The sequence below is a fragment of the Salinivibrio sp. ML323 genome, assembly GCF_001995745.1.
Classification (GTDB): domain Bacteria; phylum Pseudomonadota; class Gammaproteobacteria; order Enterobacterales; family Vibrionaceae; genus Salinivibrio; species Salinivibrio kushneri.
This window is the reverse complement of sequence record NZ_MUES01000016.1, coordinates 1-18,067: the sequence shown is the minus strand read 5'-3', so window position 1 is coordinate 18,067 and position 18,067 is coordinate 1. Positions and strand designations below refer to the sequence as shown.

Here is an 18,067-nt window from a genome sequence, read left to right as displayed (position 1 = left end):
ATTTAAGTAACACTAGTGTCAATTATCGTCTCCGTCGGCGCGCTACCCGTTGTGCCATCACATTTCGCACGACGCCATTGTCTCGCCACTCGACGACTCAGAATATTTCTTTGTGCGGTTTTCTTTGTGCGGATAGTGATTATGAAAAAGTTGCGTAACCTTTCTATAAGTCAACGGATAAGTTTGGCTGCCTCGTCCATCGTTCTGATCGGTCTTGGGGCAGTGAGTGCGGTTTCTTTATCAACGCTGAATAGCAGCCAGTCGGCTATGTCATCCCAGGTCACTGAAAACGTAAAGCGTGATCAAGTGATAAAAATGCAGAACCGGGCAACAGCACTCAGTGAAGAGATTCATGCCTACATCGCTTCTCCGCTCGATACGGTGCGAACTATTGCTCAGATATATACGTCAGAAGCGGAAAAGAATAAATCAGCCCGGATCCTCGACCGAGATGATATTCCTCGGATCATGTATTCGATTTTGAAACGCCAACCTGAATGGCACAACATCTATACCGAGTGGCAAAAAAACGTCTTAGGCGCCGATGCTTTTTACTACGGCGATCCAACCAGTGCAGCGGATGGCCGCTATGTGCCGTCGGTGTCAGTGGATGAAAACGGGGAAATGCGCCTTACCGCTGCACAAAATTTCTCTGAAACCAATCCTTGGTATCAATGCCCAGTGAGCACCCAAAAAGATTGTATTACTGATCCAAGAACGACTCAGATTAATGGTAAGACGCAAACGGTGTTCGATGTGACAACTCCCGTTTTTCGCTTTGATAAAACGGTTGCTATGGTGGGAAGTACGCTCAAAACCTCGCAAATCCAATCACTCTTAGCCAAACGCGCCGATAATGACGGGGAACTATTTGTTATCAGTCAAGATGGTCGGATTGTGGCTAGTACCGATCAACACATTCAACATGGCGCTGCGGTCTCGGGACTTTCCTCTCCTGCTTACCAACCACTTTCTAACCTTCTAAGCCAGAACGCAACAAACCAATTCAAACAAACCGATTCGCACTTTTATGTGTCGCAACCGATCGAGTTTGGCAATATGTCTCAGACGTGGTCAGTGATGATTGTGACCCCCAAACAAGCCGCGATGGCACCCGTCACACAACTGAATCAGATGATGACTAACGCCGAAAGCGATATTCAAAACACCATTTATTGGGTGAGTGGCCTCGTCCTTATTCTCGCTTTTGGGATCATTCAAGTCGTTATCAAACGCCAATTAGCACCATTGACCAGCGTAGAACACTCTATCCAAGCGATAGCCCAAGGTGGTGGTGACTTAACTCAACGCTTGTCGGTTAACGGTCAAACCGAGATTGATCGGATTAAACACTCAGTCAATCAGATGCTGGATGCGCTGCAATCAATGGTGGGACAAATTCAACAAGCGGGTGGACGTTTGTCCGACACATCAACGACCGCCAATAACGCCATCACCGATGCCCACCAAGCCCTGTCTGATAATACCGAGACATTACACCAAGCCGCGACGGCAATGGAGCAACTGACCGCGACCTCAAAAGATGTGGCAACCAACTCTGAAGCCTCCAAAGAGAAAAACGCCGCAGTCGTCTCATCGCTGAATCAGTGCATGGAGAATGTTGCTAATAATGTGGCACGCAACCAAACCGCCAATACGGATCTGCAAAAAGCCAACAGTTTTGTTAGCGAAGTCAAAACCAGCGGTACCGACATTGCCACATTGCTCGACGACATTCGCGGCATTTCAGATCAAACCAATTTATTAGCGCTCAATGCCGCGATTGAGTCGGCACGCGCCGGTGAAGCTGGTAGAGGATTTGCGGTGGTCGCTGACGAGGTGCGCGCCTTGGCCCAGCATTCACAAAAATCTGTCGACCAAATCGTCTCGACGCTTGAGACCTTCAACCAACTACTGACCGATATTGAAGCCGTCATCCAACAAGGTGAACGTGGTGCGGCGGAGGGTTATCAAGCAAGTGTTTCCGTGCAGGAGACCTTAACCGAGATTGTTGATTTGGTGCAGCAGCTAGGCGATATCAATTATCAAACCGCAGGCGCGGCGGWGGAGCAAAGTGCCGTCTCTCAGCAGGTGGCCGAAAATATCCAAGCCCTTTCACAACGTATTGAACAAACCTTGTCACTCAGTGAGCAAGCGCAGGGCGCAAACCAGACGCTGAACCAAGAAGCCACCACCATCCGTCAGCTGGTCGAGACGTTCAAAGTCTAATCCGGCGCACTCTCTTGATCGCAAAAAGGGCACCCATTACTGGTGCCCTTTTTTTCAAACATAGTAACTCGATCATTTCGTTATCTTAGCTACAGCCTTATTTCTGATGGTGTTCGCGAAACGGAGGGAAGCCAGCAGGACACAGCTTTGGTAGCTGTACACCAGGTTTGGCCATAGTTCGGTGTCTTGTCCTTGCTAAAAATAAATAAAAAGCTAGCTTCGTCATAAAGCTAGCTTTTGTATCTATTCGCGATGCTGTATTTTGCTCAGAGACCTATTGCTTAAAAACACCAACAACGGGTGTTTCTTGTGATCTATCTAACCACCATACATAGTCGCCAGCTTCGGCAAAGTGAACACTGAAGTTACCATCACTCGTCTTAGCTAAAGGTAAAGATTGCGGATGCGGTTGATAAATCCAAGCATTAACTTCATGAGACCAATCATCATTAGCAAATTTGAACTCATGGCTGTCACCAGCGGCGACAGAGATCGGCATAGTACGATAATGCTCAACGCCGACACACTGAGCACTATTTTCCACTGACCAATCATTCATTGAACCACGTAGATAGAGCGATTGAGAGCAATCAGTGACTTCTTGTCCTTTTTCAACCACAAACACACTGGCGCTAAACGCCGGTATGCTAAAGGTGCCATTGGTAAAGGTTGCATGCGCTGAGGCGTGTTGACTCGCGGCAAGCGCTGGATGTAACCGGTAAGGCTGGCCTTGCGTGTTGGCTAGGTCAAAATCTTGCCCTGCTGCACTGTTATTGATCAGTACCACCACCGCTTGATGGGGCTGATCCTGTTGGTTTTCCGTTGGCACTGTGCTGGCGGTGATTTGCATTACCACTAGGCCATTTTGACCACTGACATTATGAAAACGTACTTGATCATTAATTTGCTGAGCGGTGGCTAAACGCAATAACGGCGTTGTGCTGCGCACTTGTAATAAAGTTTTCAACCATTCATGGGTTTGAGTAATATCTTGAGGGCTGGGGCCATTTGGATCTTGCTCTATTCTATCAAGAATCATGTCCCAGCGATCGTGTGCGCTACCACACCTTGCGCTGTTTTTCTCACACGACGGTAGACCAACATTCCAGTTATTGGTTTTCTGCGTAAAATCAACGTAGTTAAACCAGTCACCTGAGTTATAGCTGTCGCGATCCATCGATTTAGAGCGTAACAAGTCTTGTCCCATATGAATAAATGGGATCCCTTGGGCCAATAACGGATAAGCCATCGCAATTTGCTGCACTTTTACACGCTGTGCCGTATCCATATTAGGTAGGGTTTCAGCAAAATTATCCCATAAGGTGGGGTTATCGTGTTTAGAAACATAGTTGACGGTTTCATTAGGCTCTAAACTGTAACCGGTTATCTGGCCGTTCCAGAGATAATCCTCACCACGAATACCACCATCAATCGGCAACTGATTACTGCGCAAATTGCCGAGCAAGCCATAACGCACCACATTTAACGCATGCCCATTTTCCCAAGGTGTAGCGAAGATACCACCTTCACGTACTGCTTCACGAAGGCGATCGTTAAACGTCCCTATTCCCGTGCCCGCCTTATTGAGCTGCGTGGCTTGTCTAAAACGCGCATCATTTTTTACTTCACCAAAATTCCACCCTTCGCCGTAAAAATAAGTCTCAGGATAAATAGCTTGTACTGCTTCACGTGCGCGTAATCCCGCTTTTAGTGGTATATGACCCATCAGATCAAAACGGAACGCATCAATGTGATAATACTCGGACCACACCTTGATCGAATCGACCATCAGTTTTTCCATCATTGCCCACTCTGTGGCGGTGTTATCGCAACAGGTTGAGTTTTCTATCGCCCCCGTTGATGGATTGAGACGATGGTAATAACTCGGCACCACTTTATCTAACACGGAGTGCTGACTATCAGGGCCAGCGGCATACGTGTGGTTATAAGCCACGTCCAACGCCACTGTTAGTCCCATCTTATGGATGGCTTGAATCATCTGCCGTGTTTCAATCACACGCGCTGGTCCATTGGCATCACTGGCATAGCTGCCTTCTGGTACATTAAAGTGGAATGGATCATAACCCCAGTTATAGCTATCCAGCCCGCGCATAAGTTGCCACAGATTATTGGCATCAGAGCTAGTCGGCTCAAAACCTGCAAATACATCGAGTAGTGGCTGGTTGGTTGGTTCGCTCGCACATAACTGCTGACCAAAAGCATTATTATGTTCTGGTTGTGCCTCTAGCAGTTGACATAATTGACCAAGGGTCTGACGGACATCAATGCGCTGGTTAGGATCTTCATTGATTGACCCAAGGTTGTTAATCGGTAACAAATGTAAGGTAGTCAATCCCGCATCAGCTAAGCTCTGTAAATGCTGAACAGGCTCGCTATTTTGCAACGTAAAGGCTAAGTATTTACCTCGGTAATCTTGCCCACCAGGAGAAAGCTCCAGCGTTGATTGATCACGCGCACTAAAGTCACGCACGTGGGCTTCATAGATGCTGAGATCTGTCGGGTTGGCAACGACTGGACGTTTTACTGAGTCCCAACCATCTGGGAATAGCTGTGGGTCGGCGAGGTCTAGTGCTTGGCTAAACTCACCATTAGCAGACACGTTGACCGAGTAAGGGTCACTAACTACCACTTGCTGTAAGTGCTGAGTATCAAAGCGAACTTGCTCAATATGGTAACGATAATAATGTCTATTGGCTTCATCTTTTGGTAAACGCGTTGACCAAATTCCGGTGCTTTTGTCTTCTTTTAGCGTTATTTCACGGCTATTTTCGGTTAACTGTGGGCGAATTTCCAAACTAACATGCTGTGCCAGAGGTGCCCACAAAGCAAACTCCACCTCATTGCCGTGATAACTTACGCCCAAAGTTTGATGATAAGCGCTATTCTGATCGTCTCGATTCGCGTACAACGCATCTAAAACGCCTGCGAGTTGCACCCGATCATAGTGAACCAATTGCCCATCTTTATAACCGGCTAACAAATGTTGCCTTTTTAATAGCGATTGTAGCGAGAGTTCCTCAGGTAACGTTATTTGATAAGCTGGGCCGTCGAGATAACCAAAGCGACAGTCTTCTTCAACTGGTTGACATTCCGTGCCCGCATAAGACACTGGAGTTAACTCTATTTTACCATCGTACCCTTGCAATTTATCTTGCTCGATACGCAAAGTCGCATTGTCTGAATAATACAGGGTGACTTGATCAATAGAATGAGTGTCAATACCGTGCCACACTAGTGTCTCTTTATCGACCCAATGACCTCGAGCGAGAGTCTCACTTAGTGGGTTAACCACAGTGTTAGATTGGCCATCATCACTCGATTGCTCTTGATCACTGGCCTCTTGATCATCATCGGTTTGGTCCGGTTGCGTTTGCTGATCATCCTCAGCCGCATCGTCCTCTTTGTCAGAGCCTTGATCATTGCCAGTCTGATCACTGCCTGCTTGATCATGGTTATCTTGGCCATTATTGTCTTGTTCCTCGGCTATGTCCTCATCACTTTCAGTCGACTTAACTCGACTTGCTAGGTGAATAGCTAAGGCCTTTTGTGGACCCACAGTAACATTATCAATTCGACCTTTCTTATCAACCGTCACTTGATGATCCGCACAATCGTCTATTTCCGCCTCAATCACATTACAGTATTGTCCTGCTGGTAAGCTTGTTTGTAGTTGACTGAGCGAAAATGGCTGCTTGCTATGATTAATCGCAACAAAACCGCGCCCTTCACGCGCAAACGCAATTTGATTTTTCGCACCATTATACCAGTGGCTGATCGGTGCTTGTCGGACATCTTGTCGAAAGGCCACCATATTCGCAATCGCTCGCCAACGGTGCTCGCACACCCAAGGCTCACCAGCAAAACAGGCTAAGCGACCATCAGCTTGGTGAACGTCTTTCTCTGGTGGCCCCAACTCACTGTTAGTAAAGGCATAACTGGACATTACTCGAGGGTAGCCATAATCCCACGCCAGCATAAATACATTCGCAAGGTCATAAATATTGGCATATTCAGAATTGCTTTGGTGAGTGAGAATACTGCCACCAGCGCCATGCCCACGCTGATTATCATGGTTGTCAAGAAATACCACAGCTTTATCGCTAGGTGTATATATTTCTTTCCAATCACTGCCAAATGTTTTTAACCAATGTAAATTGCCCTCGGTAAAAACCCGGGCGATTTGTTGGCCATAACGAAACTCTTCAACGGCGGCAATAGGCGTGTATTGCTGTGAACGCACAGATTCTTCATTACGCGTGTCGATCACTTCAGAAAAAAAGTAGGCCTGTTCCCGCTGTGTGACTCGGTCCAAGATAGCGCTTAAATCATCAACGGCGATATGTTTTGCTGCATCAACCCGAAAGCCTTTCACTCCAAGCGCAATTAACTCATCAATATAGGCGGCGATGACTTGCTGTACATGCGGATCAGCGGTATTTAAATCCGGTAAACCACTTAGGTCACAATGCTGAACGCGCCAAGTCCCATCATCTGGATTCTCACCGCTGTGGTAATCTTTACCATCAATCGTACAGTTACGATCGGCATTTTTAGGCATATGGTACTGGTGATAATGGCCAAGCTCTGCAGAAAAACGACTATCACCATCAAAAAACGGGTTGTCTGGTCTAAGCATGCCTTGGAGATGTTCACGACGCTCAAACTGACTACCTGCCGTACCAATCGCCCTTCCATCCTTATCAATTAATCCAACGTCAGTACCATTCTCTCCCCAATCAGGGAAGTGCAGCTCATCGGTGATGTCAGCGGTATGGTTAATGACCAAATCAGCATAAATATCAACGCCATGCTCTTTACACGTATTGACCATATCAATGAACTGATCGCGATTCCCACTACGTGAGTTAAGACGGTAGCTAACCGGTTGATAACGCGTCCACCAGGTACCGCCAATGATATGCTCATTAGGCGGCGATACCTGTACAGCGCTAAAGCCCTTTTGTCCTAAATAGGCACACTCTTGAGCGACGTCTTCCCAGCGCCATTCAAACAAGTGCACCATAGCGGTGTGATTGTTAGGTAGATTAGTCTCGTTTTTCTCCTTATTTTGTGATTCCTGGCTATTATTCTGCTCATTGATATCGTTTCCCTCTATTGTTGGTGAAGCGATATTTGTATCTTTATTTATCTTATCAGTTTGAGTCGTTTCTTCACTATTACAACCTGATATAAGAATAGAAATAAAAAGCGCAAAAACGACTTTTATTATTTTTTCAGGCACAATGAAATTTGTATTCATCACCACTCCATGCTGCAGAAAAGATTAAGTGAATTAATAAGTCTTTATCTTTCAGGTCACGTTATAAATTACCTATAATAATCATCAACATATTATTCTTATGTAAGATTAAAAAACCCCTTCTAAGCTCGATTACTGCCGTTCTAACTGTGCTTTCATCGCGTCACGAAAGACTTGGTCAGCGTCAGTGATACCCAATTGCTCCGCATCACGCAGTAATCCCATTGCTTTGTCGACATCGTTGTCTGCAATCGCGGTTCGAATAGCCTGGTGGTAAAAATTCACGCTTTCTTGTTGCGGACGTTCAGTGGCGGAGAGTGCTGGCAGGACGATAGACTGATCGCTGGTGCGTGCGCCCAATGCTGCCGCTTCGATGGAAAACGTGCCAGTCAACGCGCGCGGCACTTGAATATCGCCTACCTCTGGAAAGTAATTCCCTCTTCCCTCTGCGTCCAATTTCGCTGGGTGGCTGACCGCCACCGTTTCATCAAGTTTATCTTTATCAGTAAAAATAACCAAATAGAGCGCACTGTCACCTACTTGTGGGTGGACTTTAATATTACCTTGCAAGCGGTTGCCATCGGCTAAGCGAGGTTTTAGGTAGACCAGCTCATCGTCGTCGAGTTTAGCGCGAATATCGCCAGATTGATTAATCACTTTGGCACTTGGAACAAAAACACTATCGTTTATTTCTGCCTCTATATTGATATCTAATCCATTCTTTACCATCGGTAATTCAAAAATAACGCCAGGGCTATCAATGCTATGGATATCGAGGACTTGTGTTTGTGTGGTGACCGCTACTTTGATCTCTTTATCCATCTCTAGCGGTAGTTGTTTCGCTTTCTCAATCTGCGTCACTGCCTCTCCCTTAGGTGCAATCTGATATTGGTTATCAACGATCGTCGAGCACCCATTAAGCAGTAATAACCCAGAGATAAATAACACTTTTTTGTTCATATAAAACACCTAAAAAAATAGCCGACAATTGTCGGCTATGAAAAAATAAAGTTTAAAAAAGGCTTACCACCAAGCTTCAACCTGTACGCCAGCTACGAGCTCACTATCTTCACCTGAACCAAAAGCGTCATCGTTTTCAAGGTCAGAGATGTACGAGCCATATACACGGATTTCAGGACGTGCCCAGAAGCTGTCACCCATTGCCCATGCTTGCGCAACGGTCAATTTAGAATTACCAAAGTCTTCGACCGCGTTACCGTCATCATTGATTTTCTCACCCGCATTATAGCCAGCTTCGAACACAGTACGCATGGTATTATTCCATTTGTACATTGGACGGACGACGACAGAGAATTGGTCAATATCGAGGTTCTCACCGGTATAATTACCATCTTTATCTTTACCGCCGATATCATTGCCTTTGAGAAGTGCGAATTGATGGCCCATTTCCCAAGACTCACCTAGGTTCATGACCCCCCAGTTAATCAGACGATAGCCTGTCGCCTCGTTTTGCGCGCCAGAACGATCGTAGTAAGTCCCAGCCCCGAAGTTAGCCGCTTGAACGCCATATCCATTGGTACCGTACTGGAGGATAGTTTGGTTGAAACCATTATCCATGCCCTGGTGGACAATGCCGGTGACTAATAGACCATCGTCTCCTTTAAGATCTTGATCGGCTTTTTCAACGCCAAAGTTATAAGCTGCTGCCAGTTCTAACTTAGCATCTGACCATAAATCGATATCGGCTAGGCGAATATCGGCAATATAGCCATTAACATCTTCTGATGTTGTAATTGGATAAGTCTCATCTGTATAAGGATTATCCTCAGCTTTAGCAGTATTCTTTACATTCGCTATACAGGCTGGATCATTGTCACCACAATCAGCTAAATGATCTTCTAGTGACTGAGTTGTGCCATCAAACTCGAAACTATTACTCTGGTCAAGAACAGCTTTCTGACCCTCAGATTTCAGTTTCTGGGAACCGTTATCTTGAATCAGTGCTAAAGACAATTTCTGATCACCAACAGATAGATTCTCAATACCACCACCGGTACCTGATGTATTCAAAAAGTAGAAATCAGTGATGTGGATATCTTTACGTTGATAGTAAGTTTTACCCGCCCAAAGTGTTGCATCTTTGTCGGCCAACACGCCTTTTGCTTTTACGGCAAACTGAGCGACATTGAAGTCACCATCTTCCCAGCCACTTTCACCAGGCGCGCCCGACGCAATCATTGATTCAACTCGCCAAGTTTGTTCACCGGTTTTTAGCTCTTCCGAAAACCCAAACTCAGAGTAGTTGTCATTTTCGTTACCGAGGCGACCAATACCATGTTTATTAATAGCCAAATCACCGCTACCGGAGGCACTAATTCCAGTCCCTGCTCGCATGTAGCCATTAAAATCTACAGCAAATGCTGAGGTGGCAGTGACAGCAGCTGCGACAGCCGCCGCAATTAAACTTACTTTTCTCATACCTTACTCCATAATGCGCCTTTTTTACGTGTCTCTTCACACCGGCAGTGGGTAGTGGAAAAAGACAGTGTGTCCAAGGCTTAGCTTTCTTCGTTATCCTGGAATTATCCTATCCCTGAGCGGTCATATTCGCGTCATCCAACCGTGCGATTTCAGGGGGAGGAGGAGAAAGGAGGAGTGAGAGCTGATTATCTAAACTTGTCGAGCTGGGTCACTGAACGAGGGCGTAATTGGTAATTATTTTTCGCTAAACAGGCCTACAAAATGTCGACACGATCACTATTAATAGATTTATTCTTAAAGGTGTGAAACTTTATTACATGAGGGACAATGATCATAAATGTGACGTCAGATTGAATTATTTATAGGTAAACGCTCTAATAGCGATTCATCTCATTTAATGGTGTTATTTATGTCGGTTTGCTTCCCACTCCCTTATGTATTAGGGGCGCAACTACACCCATCAGGCTGTCGGTTTACGCTGTATGCACCCGATCAGGACGGCGTGCATTTACTGTTGTGGCATCAAGGGCACCAGCCTCAGCGGCTCGCCATGCGCGAATACAAGCGTGGCTACTGGACACGAGATGTCGCTGATGTGGTTGCGGGGCAAGAATACAGTTTTGAGGTCTTACAGGATGGTCRAACATGGTACTTGGCCGATCCGTATGCGCAAGCGGTGRCTGGTCCCTTACGCTATCAGCCTCCTTATTCACCATCGCAAAGCACATTGCTGGCGCGCTGCCAAGTCGTCGATCATGCGTCTTTTGATTGGCAAGGCGTGTCATCGCCTCAGCGCGCCATACGAGACACTGTGATTTTCGAAACCCATGTTAAAGGGCTAACTCAGCAGCATCCAGATGTCGCCCCAGTGCAGCAAGGACGTTATTTGGGTTTAGTCTCACCAACGATGTTGGCGTTTTATCAACAACATCAGATTAATTGCCTGCAACTGCTTCCGATTACGTCTTGCTTACCTGAGCCGCATTTACTCAGCCAGCAAAAAACCAACTACTGGGGCTACAACCCATATGTTTGGATGGCACCGGATCCACGCTACGCGGAGAAAAATGCGGTTAAAGAGCTAAAGACGGCAATACGCGAACTACACCGCCACGACATCGAAGTCATTTTGGATGTGGTATTTAATCACACGGCGGAAGGCGGAGAAGGTGGGCCGATTCTTCATTATAAAGCGTTTGATCATGCCATGTACTTACATGATGGCCAACAACTGCGCAATTATACCGGCTGTGGTAATACCCTTGATATACGCCACCCTGCCGCACTGAAGCAGGTGCTCGACACCTTACGGATGTGGGTCACCGACTATCACGTGGATGGGTTTCGATTTGATCTCGCCGCAACCATGGGACGAAATGGCGATACCTTTAACCCCCAAAATGCGTTTTTCCTCGCCATTGCCCAGGATCCGATCCTTTCTAAGGTCAAGTTGATTGCGGAACCCTGGGATATAGGCCCCGATGGGTATCAGCTAGGACAATTTCCGATTAACTGGGCTGAATGTAACGATAAAATCCGCGATACCACGCGCAGTTTATGGCGAGGCGATCCAGGCATACTGCAAGATTTCGCCACGCGATTGATGGGTTCGCGCGACGTTTTCAGCGCAGCGCATTGGCCCGATCATTTACCGATTAACTATGTAACCTACCATGATGGTTTTACCCTGCAGGATGTGGTCAGTTATGCCAAGCGGCATAACCATGCCAATGGCGAGAATAACCGGGATGGTCATGGTGACAATCGCTCCGCCAATTATGGTGTCGAGGGGCCGACAAACAATCCTGACATTATTGAGGTAAGGAGGCGGCAAAAACGGAATATGATGGCAAGCATCCTCTTCTCGCTGGGGACGCCACACATTCTAATGGCCGATGTGTTAGGCCACTCGCAACAAGGGAATAACAATGCCTATTGCCAAGATAACCCTATCAGTTGGTTAAACTGGCGAACGCAGGATCACGCTTGGTCAAACTGGCTAGCCACTATGATTGCACGCCGCAATGCCATCGTACCACGCTTTATCGATGCGTTAAGTGGCACACAGCGCCATTGCAATCAGATTACGTGGCGGCACCCGAATGGCGATCCGATTCACGATCATCAATGGTCAAAGCTGCAAGCGCTCAGCTGTCAGATCACGCTCGGCGCGCATCACCCTGACGCGGGTCAATCAATGCTTATAGCCATCAACAGCAGCGACACCGCGCACGACCTACGGCTTCCACCAAATCATCAGTGGCGCATTGTCTGTGACACCGCGACCGGTGAGACAACCGTCGCTCCACTAGCGTCATGCCAACGCTTGGCAGCAAAGAGCTTTTTGGTCTGCATCGACGGTGACTGGCTGTAGCCCAATATTACCCGCATCAAAAAGGCAGCTAATGTTAGCTGCCTTTACTTTAGGGTTCTTGCTTCGCCTGACGACGTAAGGCTTTATCCTTTCACGCCCCCTGCGGTCAAACCACCCACTAACCAACGTTGGGCGAGTAAGAAAACCCCGGTAATCGGTACCGCTGACAGTACGGCTGCCGCCGCAAAGTCGCCCCACAGATAGTTTTGCGGATACAAGTACTGCTGCATGCCGACCGCCAAGGTATACGAATCAACATCCGACAACAGAATCGAAGCAACTGGCACTTCACCTACCGCCATGATAAACGACAGAATAAAGACCACAGCCAAGATAGGCACGGAGAGCGGAAGCAGCACCAGCCTAAACGCCTGCCACGGGGTGGCGCCATCCAATGCTGCGGCTTCTTCCAATGAACCATCAATGCTCTCGAAGTAACCTTTAATGGTCCAAACGTGTAATGCAATCCCGCCTAAGTACGCAAAGATCAAGCCACCGTGGGTGTTGAGCCCTAAAAATGGGATGTACTGCCCCAACTTATCAAACAAGGCGTAGATAGCCACCAATGCCAACACCGCTGGGAACATCTGGAAGATCATCATCGCGTTCAAGATGGTCTGCTTGCCTTTAAACCGCATACGGGCAAAGGCGTATGCCGAGGTGGTAGACAGCACTACAATAAATAACGAAGTAATGCCTGCAACCTTCACCGAGTTCCATAACCACAATAAGACGGGAAATGGCGGTGGCGTGACCGTGCCATCCGAGTTAGTCACCGGGAAGCCCAGTGCTAATTTCCAGTGCTCCAGTGATGGGTTGTCCGGGATCAAGCTCCCAGTGGCGAAGTTCCCTTCGCGGAATGAAATCGCAATAATCATTAACAGCGGGAATAAAATCAGCGCCAAGAACAAGCACAAGCCAATATGGGTTGCCCAGACGCGATATTTTAAGGATTTACCTTGTACCATTGCCATATTTAGGTTCCTCAGTGCTCGTTTTTCTGCGTCATACGAAGGTTGATTAACGCCAGTGCGCCGACTATCAAGAAGATCAGTGTGGCGATGGCACTTGCCAAGCCGAAGTCTTGACCACCACTGCCTTCAAAGGCGATGCGATAGGTATAGCTAACCAGCAAATCGGTATAACCGGCCGGCTCCGTGGTGCCTATACGGTTTGGTCCACCCTCTGTTAACAACATAATCATCACAAAGTTATTGAAGTTAAAGGCAAAGGCCGCAATCAGCAGAGGAGTCAGTGGTTTAATCATCATCGGCAGCGTAATACGGGTGAAGTTCTGAATGAAATTCGCGCCGTCAATCGCGGATGCCTCGTAGAGATCATCAGGAATCGCTTTAAGCAAGCCCATGCAGAGGATCATCATATAAGGGAAACCCAGCCAGGTATTAACGGTGAGCACCATGCTTCTCGCCAAAAATGGGTCGGAGAACCAATTCGGGCTAATGCCAAACAGCGCTTCCAAGACCATATTGATTTCGCCAAAACTCTGGTTAAACAAGCCTCGGAAAATCAAAATTGAAATAAAGGCGGGTACCGCGTAAGGAAGGATCAATAACAAACGGTAGATCGACTTACCTTTCAGCTCTTCCCATTGCACTAAACTCGCCAATATCAAGCCAATAAACAGGGTGAATACCACGGTGAGTACGGAAAAGACAATCGTCCAGATAAAGATGCCAATAAACGGCTCTTTAATCCCATCATCCGTCCATACGCGCTCAAAGTTATCCGTGCCAATTTGCACCACATAACCGGGTGAAACAGTATCGCCCACAAATTCACCGGAGGCATTAACCGGTTGGTAGTAACCTACCTCATCGTTAGGTTTGAGCGTCTCACCCGTTTTATTGTTGATCAGCGTGCGGCCATCGTCCTGCAAGCTATAAAGCGATTGAATGGCGGCGAACTTGCGCAAACCACTCATACGAATGGTTTTGTCACCAGACAATGCTAGGTCTAACTCCCCAAGCGCGTCGCGGTTTTGAATCACATCGCGTAGTGACGCTTTTTGTCCCTCAACACTGTCAATCGGGCTAAGTGACAAGCTGTCATTAGCCAAGGTTGCAAATTCAAATGGCTTGGTGGCATAGCGTGTATTCTCGCCCTCCACCACAATGCGAACGCCTTGATCCGTTTGATATAACGAGAAAGGATAACTGTCGCCACTTTGAAAGGTTCGCTCTAATAATACGGACTGGGCACGCTCGAAAGAGAGTTGATTTTTGGCGCTATAGTTGGTGAATGACAGCCCAACGGTATAAACCAACGGAAAAATAATGAAAAGGATCATCCCCGCGATACCTGGATAGATATAGCGATGGGCGTATGTTTTTTTACTGCCAAAAATGTACAGCGCTAATGCGGTTAATACCACAGTTAACAGGGCAAAGGCGGTTTCACCACGCGAATACATCAAGACGGTGGCATAGCCATTGATAATGGCCACAGTAGCCAGTAACGCCCATTTTATGAACGCTTTTGTGCTACTGGGCAAAGAAGAGCCTGACGTTGTCATAGCTTGGGAACCTTGGACTGACTGCATAAGGAACGCTACTCACATAGTTTTTAAAAAATGCAGGGAGGCAAGCCCCCCTGCAGATAGAGCTTATTTGACCATTTGCGTTTCCGCATCGTCGAGTGCTTCCTCGACGCTTTGACGGCCATCGACCACATTAATAATGGCGTTTTTGGCCGCTGCCCAGAACCCATTCATTTGTGGAATGTTTGGCATCACTTCGCCATGTTTGGCGTTTTCCATGGTTGCCGCAATACGCGGATCTTTGGCAAGTTCCGCCTGATAACTATTCAACGCCACCGCACCCAGAGGTTTATCAGCATTCACCGTTGATAGGCCGTCATTAGTCAACAGATAGTTTTCCAAAAACTCGACCGCCAGCGCTTTGTTTGGCGACGCGGTGCTAATACCGGCACTTAACACGCCAACAAAGGGTTTAGAGGCTTCACCTTGGAAGGTTGGCAAGGTGGTGACACCATAGTTGATACCCGACTTTTCGATATTGCCCCACGACCATGGGCCGTTGATGGTCATCGCTGTATCACCTTGGTTAAAAGAAGACTCAGAAACCGAGTAGTCCATATCTGATGAAATCACGCCATCTTTGACCATCTGCTTCATGAAATGTAGCGCGTCATGTACACCTTGGTTATTGATACCCGCGTCTTTCACATCATAGCCGTTTGCCGTTTGCTTAAATGCATAACCGCCATCAGCTGCCATCAGTGGCCATGTGAAGTACGGTTCTTTCAGGTTCCACATGATGGCTGACTTGCCCTGCTCTTTGAGCTTGGCATCCATCTCAACCACGTCTTGCCACGTTTCTGGTGGGTTAGGCACCAAATCTTTGTTGTAGATAAGCGAAAGCGATTCCACGGCCACCGGATAACCGACGTATTTACCTTTGTATTTCACCGCATCCCAAGCAAAGTCGACCATGCCGTCTTTAAGACGCTCAGATGGACGAATCTCTGCCAGCAAGCCTGATTCTGCATAGCCACCAAAGCGATCGTGCGCCCAAAATACAATGTCTGGACCATCGCCCGTTGAAGCAGTCTGAGGGAACTTGTCTTGCAGACCATCAGGGTGAACGACGGTGACAGGGATCCCCGTGTCTTGTTCAAAGCGATCACCCACTTCGGCAAGGCCGTTATAACCTTTGTCTCCGTTAATCCAAATCGTCAGTTGGCCTTCTTCGATATTGGCATTGGCGCCAAATGAACCCAGTGCAATCAGGGTACCGAGAGCAACAGCGCTAAGTGATTTTTTCATCTTTCTATCCTTCTTCTACTGAGGTGTAGCACGATTCCATGGAGGATGAGCTGTATTTCACGGTCTATCATGGGTAATTCCCGCGCATTCCTCATCATCCTGGCCTCTACGCCCTGCCTCTATGCGAGCGAATTCGTGATCCATATCGCTCGTCGCTAATGATGCGGTTCACAAAAATAAACCGAACGTGATCAAGTTCAACTAATTAGCTCATATTTTTGTGATGTACACCCTCAAATCAATTTGGGGAGGAGATTATCCTCCTCCCCGCCTACTCCCCCCGTAATAATTGTCCACGGGAGGATGCGCCATTTGCAAAGATACGCGACACTGCCTGACATCAAAAAAGCATCGGGTGGAATTTATCCAATGTGCTTAGTCAGTGACCAAACAGCGTTCAACAAAAACGATAACGCTCGAAAATGGCCGATATTGAATAGCACAGCCACCTATAATGCGTATTKAGCCGAATTAATGAAAAGCGATTGAGGGCGAGCGACATGGCAAGTGTCACGTTTAAAAACGTTTGTAAAGCGTATGACGACGATGTAATGATTTCAAAAAACGTTGACCTAGAGATAAAAGATGGCGAATTTGTTGTCTTTGTCGGTCCATCTGGCTGCGGCAAATCCACCCTATTACGCTGCGTTGCCGGGTTGGAAGATATTACGTCGGGCGACCTTTACATTGATGATCAGCGAGTAAATGATATTGAGCCATCTAAGCGTGGCGTCGGGATGGTATTCCAATCTTACGCGTTATATCCCCACCTAAACCTCTACGACAACATGTCGTTTGGCTTGAAACTAGCAAAAACGAACAAAGCGGAAGTCGATAAGCGCGTGCATCAAGCGGCGGAGATCTTACAACTCGGTCACTTACTCGACAGACAACCTAAGTCGTTGTCTGGCGGACAACGTCAACGTGTTGCGATTGGACGCACCCTGGTGTCTCAGCCTCGTGTCTTCTTGCTCGATGAGCCACTTTCCAACCTTGATGCTGGGTTACGGGTGCAGATGCGCGCGCAAATCACCAAGTTACAACGTCAGCTTGGCTGTACCATGATTTATGTCACCCACGATCAGATTGAAGCCATGACCATGGCAGACAAAATTGTGGTGTTGGATGAAGGCCGAGTCGCACAGGTCGGGAAGCCGCTCGAGCTATACCATTACCCACAAAACCGCTTTGTCGCCTCTTTTATCGGCTCGCCCAAAATGAACTTCATGAGTGTCTTTATTGAAGATGTCGAGCCAAACCGTGTCAAAGTGCAGCTAAGTGAGGGGGCCAGTTTCTGGATGCCAGTCGATGGTAAAACCGTCACGCGCGGCGATCGTATGTCTCTCGGCATTCGTCCTGAGCATTTGGTGGCCGCCAAAGACGGTGATGCGCAAATTGAAGGGGAAGCGACCATTGTTGAGAAGCTGGGCAACGAGACGCAAATTTATCTCAACCTTGAAAGCGCAGACGCAGACGTGATCTATCGCCAGCTCGATACCGTTGAGATTGAACCCGGCGACAAATACGCCATTGGTATTCCCGCTCACCGCTGCCATCTGTTCCACAGTGACGGTCGAGCGTGCAAGCGCCTGCATCGTGAAAATGGCGTCACCTTCGTTGATGAAGAAGATGCCGCCTAATATCACCTTGTAAGAGACAACGACTAGGCCGCATTCGCGGCCTTTTTACTGTATCGGCTCAGACAGAAAAAACGCCAAGGATTAACTTGGCGCAATCTTCACTTTGTCGCCCAAAGGGCGTCATTGCTTTCACCCTTGCCAGCGATAAAACACAGTGGCTAATGGGGGGAGATTCAGTGTCAGCGATTGGGGCTGGTCGTGCGCCGCGCTTTTATCAGTGCTAAGCGCTACGTAAACGGGGTACCCGCTGCCCCAAAACGCCTCATCATCCGAATTTAATACCAATTGGTAATCAC

The 18,067-nt window shown here is 47.5% G+C and carries 10 protein-coding genes; 3 read left to right on the top strand and 7 right to left on the bottom strand.

Features of this window, described 5'->3' with window-relative positions; translation table 11 throughout:
• The first annotated feature begins 141 nt into the window (after window positions 1–141).
• Complete coding sequence (locus tag BZG13_RS10290) at window positions 142–2,229, top strand: methyl-accepting chemotaxis protein (protein WP_077486553.1); 2,088 nt, start codon at window positions 142–144, stop codon at window positions 2,227–2,229.
• 274 nt (window positions 2,230–2,503) lie between these two features.
• On the opposite strand, the gene BZG13_RS10285 is transcribed toward BZG13_RS10290, so the two are convergent.
• The 3 genes from BZG13_RS10285 to BZG13_RS10275 all read right to left on the bottom strand — a co-directional run bounded on the left by BZG13_RS10285 (window position 2,504) and on the right by BZG13_RS10275 (window position 9,865).
• On the bottom strand, window positions 2,504–7,273 hold the full coding sequence (locus BZG13_RS10285; protein ID WP_158074883.1) for an alpha-1,6-glucosidase domain-containing protein: 4,770 nt from the start codon (window positions 7,271–7,273) through the stop codon (window positions 2,504–2,506).
• A gap of 369 nt (window positions 7,274–7,642) precedes the next feature.
• Window positions 7,643–8,470 carry a MalM family protein gene (locus tag BZG13_RS10280; RefSeq protein ID WP_077486551.1) on the bottom strand — a complete coding sequence of 276 codons (828 nt, stop codon included), beginning with the start codon at window positions 8,468–8,470 and terminating at the stop codon, window positions 7,643–7,645.
• 63 nt (window positions 8,471–8,533) lie between these two features.
• Window positions 8,534–9,865, bottom strand: a complete 1,332-nt coding sequence (locus tag BZG13_RS10275) for a carbohydrate porin (protein WP_338013145.1) — start codon at window positions 9,863–9,865, stop codon at window positions 8,534–8,536.
• Window positions 9,866–10,361: 496 nt separating this feature from the next.
• Here BZG13_RS10275 and BZG13_RS10270 point away from each other — a divergent pair, with 496 nt between their 5' ends.
• Complete coding sequence (locus BZG13_RS10270) at window positions 10,362–12,326, top strand: glycogen debranching protein (RefSeq protein WP_158074882.1); 1,965 nt, start codon at window positions 10,362–10,364, stop codon at window positions 12,324–12,326.
• An 83-nt stretch (window positions 12,327–12,409) separates the two neighbouring features.
• Here BZG13_RS10270 and malG read toward each other — a convergent pair whose 3' ends face one another.
• From malG to malE, 3 genes are all read right to left on the bottom strand, one after another.
• Window positions 12,410–13,300, bottom strand: a complete 891-nt coding sequence (malG, locus tag BZG13_RS10265; RefSeq protein WP_069362932.1) for a maltose ABC transporter permease MalG — start codon at window positions 13,298–13,300, stop codon at window positions 12,410–12,412.
• An 11-nt stretch (window positions 13,301–13,311) separates the two neighbouring features.
• Window positions 13,312–14,886, bottom strand: a complete 1,575-nt coding sequence (gene malF, locus BZG13_RS10260) for a maltose ABC transporter permease MalF (protein WP_069362931.1) — start codon at window positions 14,884–14,886, stop codon at window positions 13,312–13,314.
• Window positions 14,887–14,949: 63 nt separating this feature from the next.
• On the bottom strand, window positions 14,950–16,131 hold the full coding sequence (gene malE, locus BZG13_RS10255; protein ID WP_069362930.1) for a maltose/maltodextrin ABC transporter substrate-binding protein MalE: 1,182 nt from the start codon (window positions 16,129–16,131) through the stop codon (window positions 14,950–14,952).
• A 500-nt stretch (window positions 16,132–16,631) separates the two neighbouring features.
• Here malE and malK point away from each other — a divergent pair, with 500 nt between their 5' ends.
• Window positions 16,632–17,771: a maltose/maltodextrin ABC transporter ATP-binding protein MalK gene (gene malK, locus BZG13_RS10245; RefSeq protein ID WP_077486547.1), complete on the top strand. Its 1,140-nt coding sequence runs from the start codon at window positions 16,632–16,634 to the stop codon at window positions 17,769–17,771.
• Window positions 17,772–17,900: 129 nt separating this feature from the next.
• Here the strand turns inward: malK and BZG13_RS15645 are convergent, their stop codons facing one another.
• The gene (locus tag BZG13_RS15645; protein ID WP_443216357.1) at window positions 17,901–18,056 is read right to left on the bottom strand and encodes an alpha amylase C-terminal domain-containing protein; all 156 of its coding nucleotides are present in this window, start codon (window positions 18,054–18,056) and stop codon (window positions 17,901–17,903) included.
• Window positions 18,057–18,067: the final 11 nt, after the last annotated feature.

Coding starts and splice junctions, on each gene's coding strand:
- malG (WP_069362932.1), bottom strand. CDS start 13,300: ATGGCAATGGTACAAGGTAAATCCTTAAAATATCGCGTCTGGGCAACC.
- malE (WP_069362930.1), bottom strand. CDS start 16,131: ATGAAAAAATCACTTAGCGCTGTTGCTCTCGGTACCCTGATTGCACTG.
- BZG13_RS10280 (WP_077486551.1), bottom strand. CDS start 8,470: ATGAACAAAAAAGTGTTATTTATCTCTGGGTTATTACTGCTTAATGGG.
- BZG13_RS10285 (WP_158074883.1), bottom strand. CDS start 7,273: ATGGTGCACTTGTTTGAATGGCGCTGGGAAGACGTCGCTCAAGAGTGT.
- malF (WP_069362931.1), bottom strand. CDS start 14,886: ATGCAGTCAGTCCAAGGTTCCCAAGCTATGACAACGTCAGGCTCTTCT.
- BZG13_RS10275 (WP_338013145.1), bottom strand. CDS start 9,865: ATGCGAGCAGGGACTGGAATTAGTGCCTCCGGTAGCGGTGATTTGGCT.
- malK (WP_077486547.1), top strand. CDS start 16,632: ATGGCAAGTGTCACGTTTAAAAACGTTTGTAAAGCGTATGACGACGAT.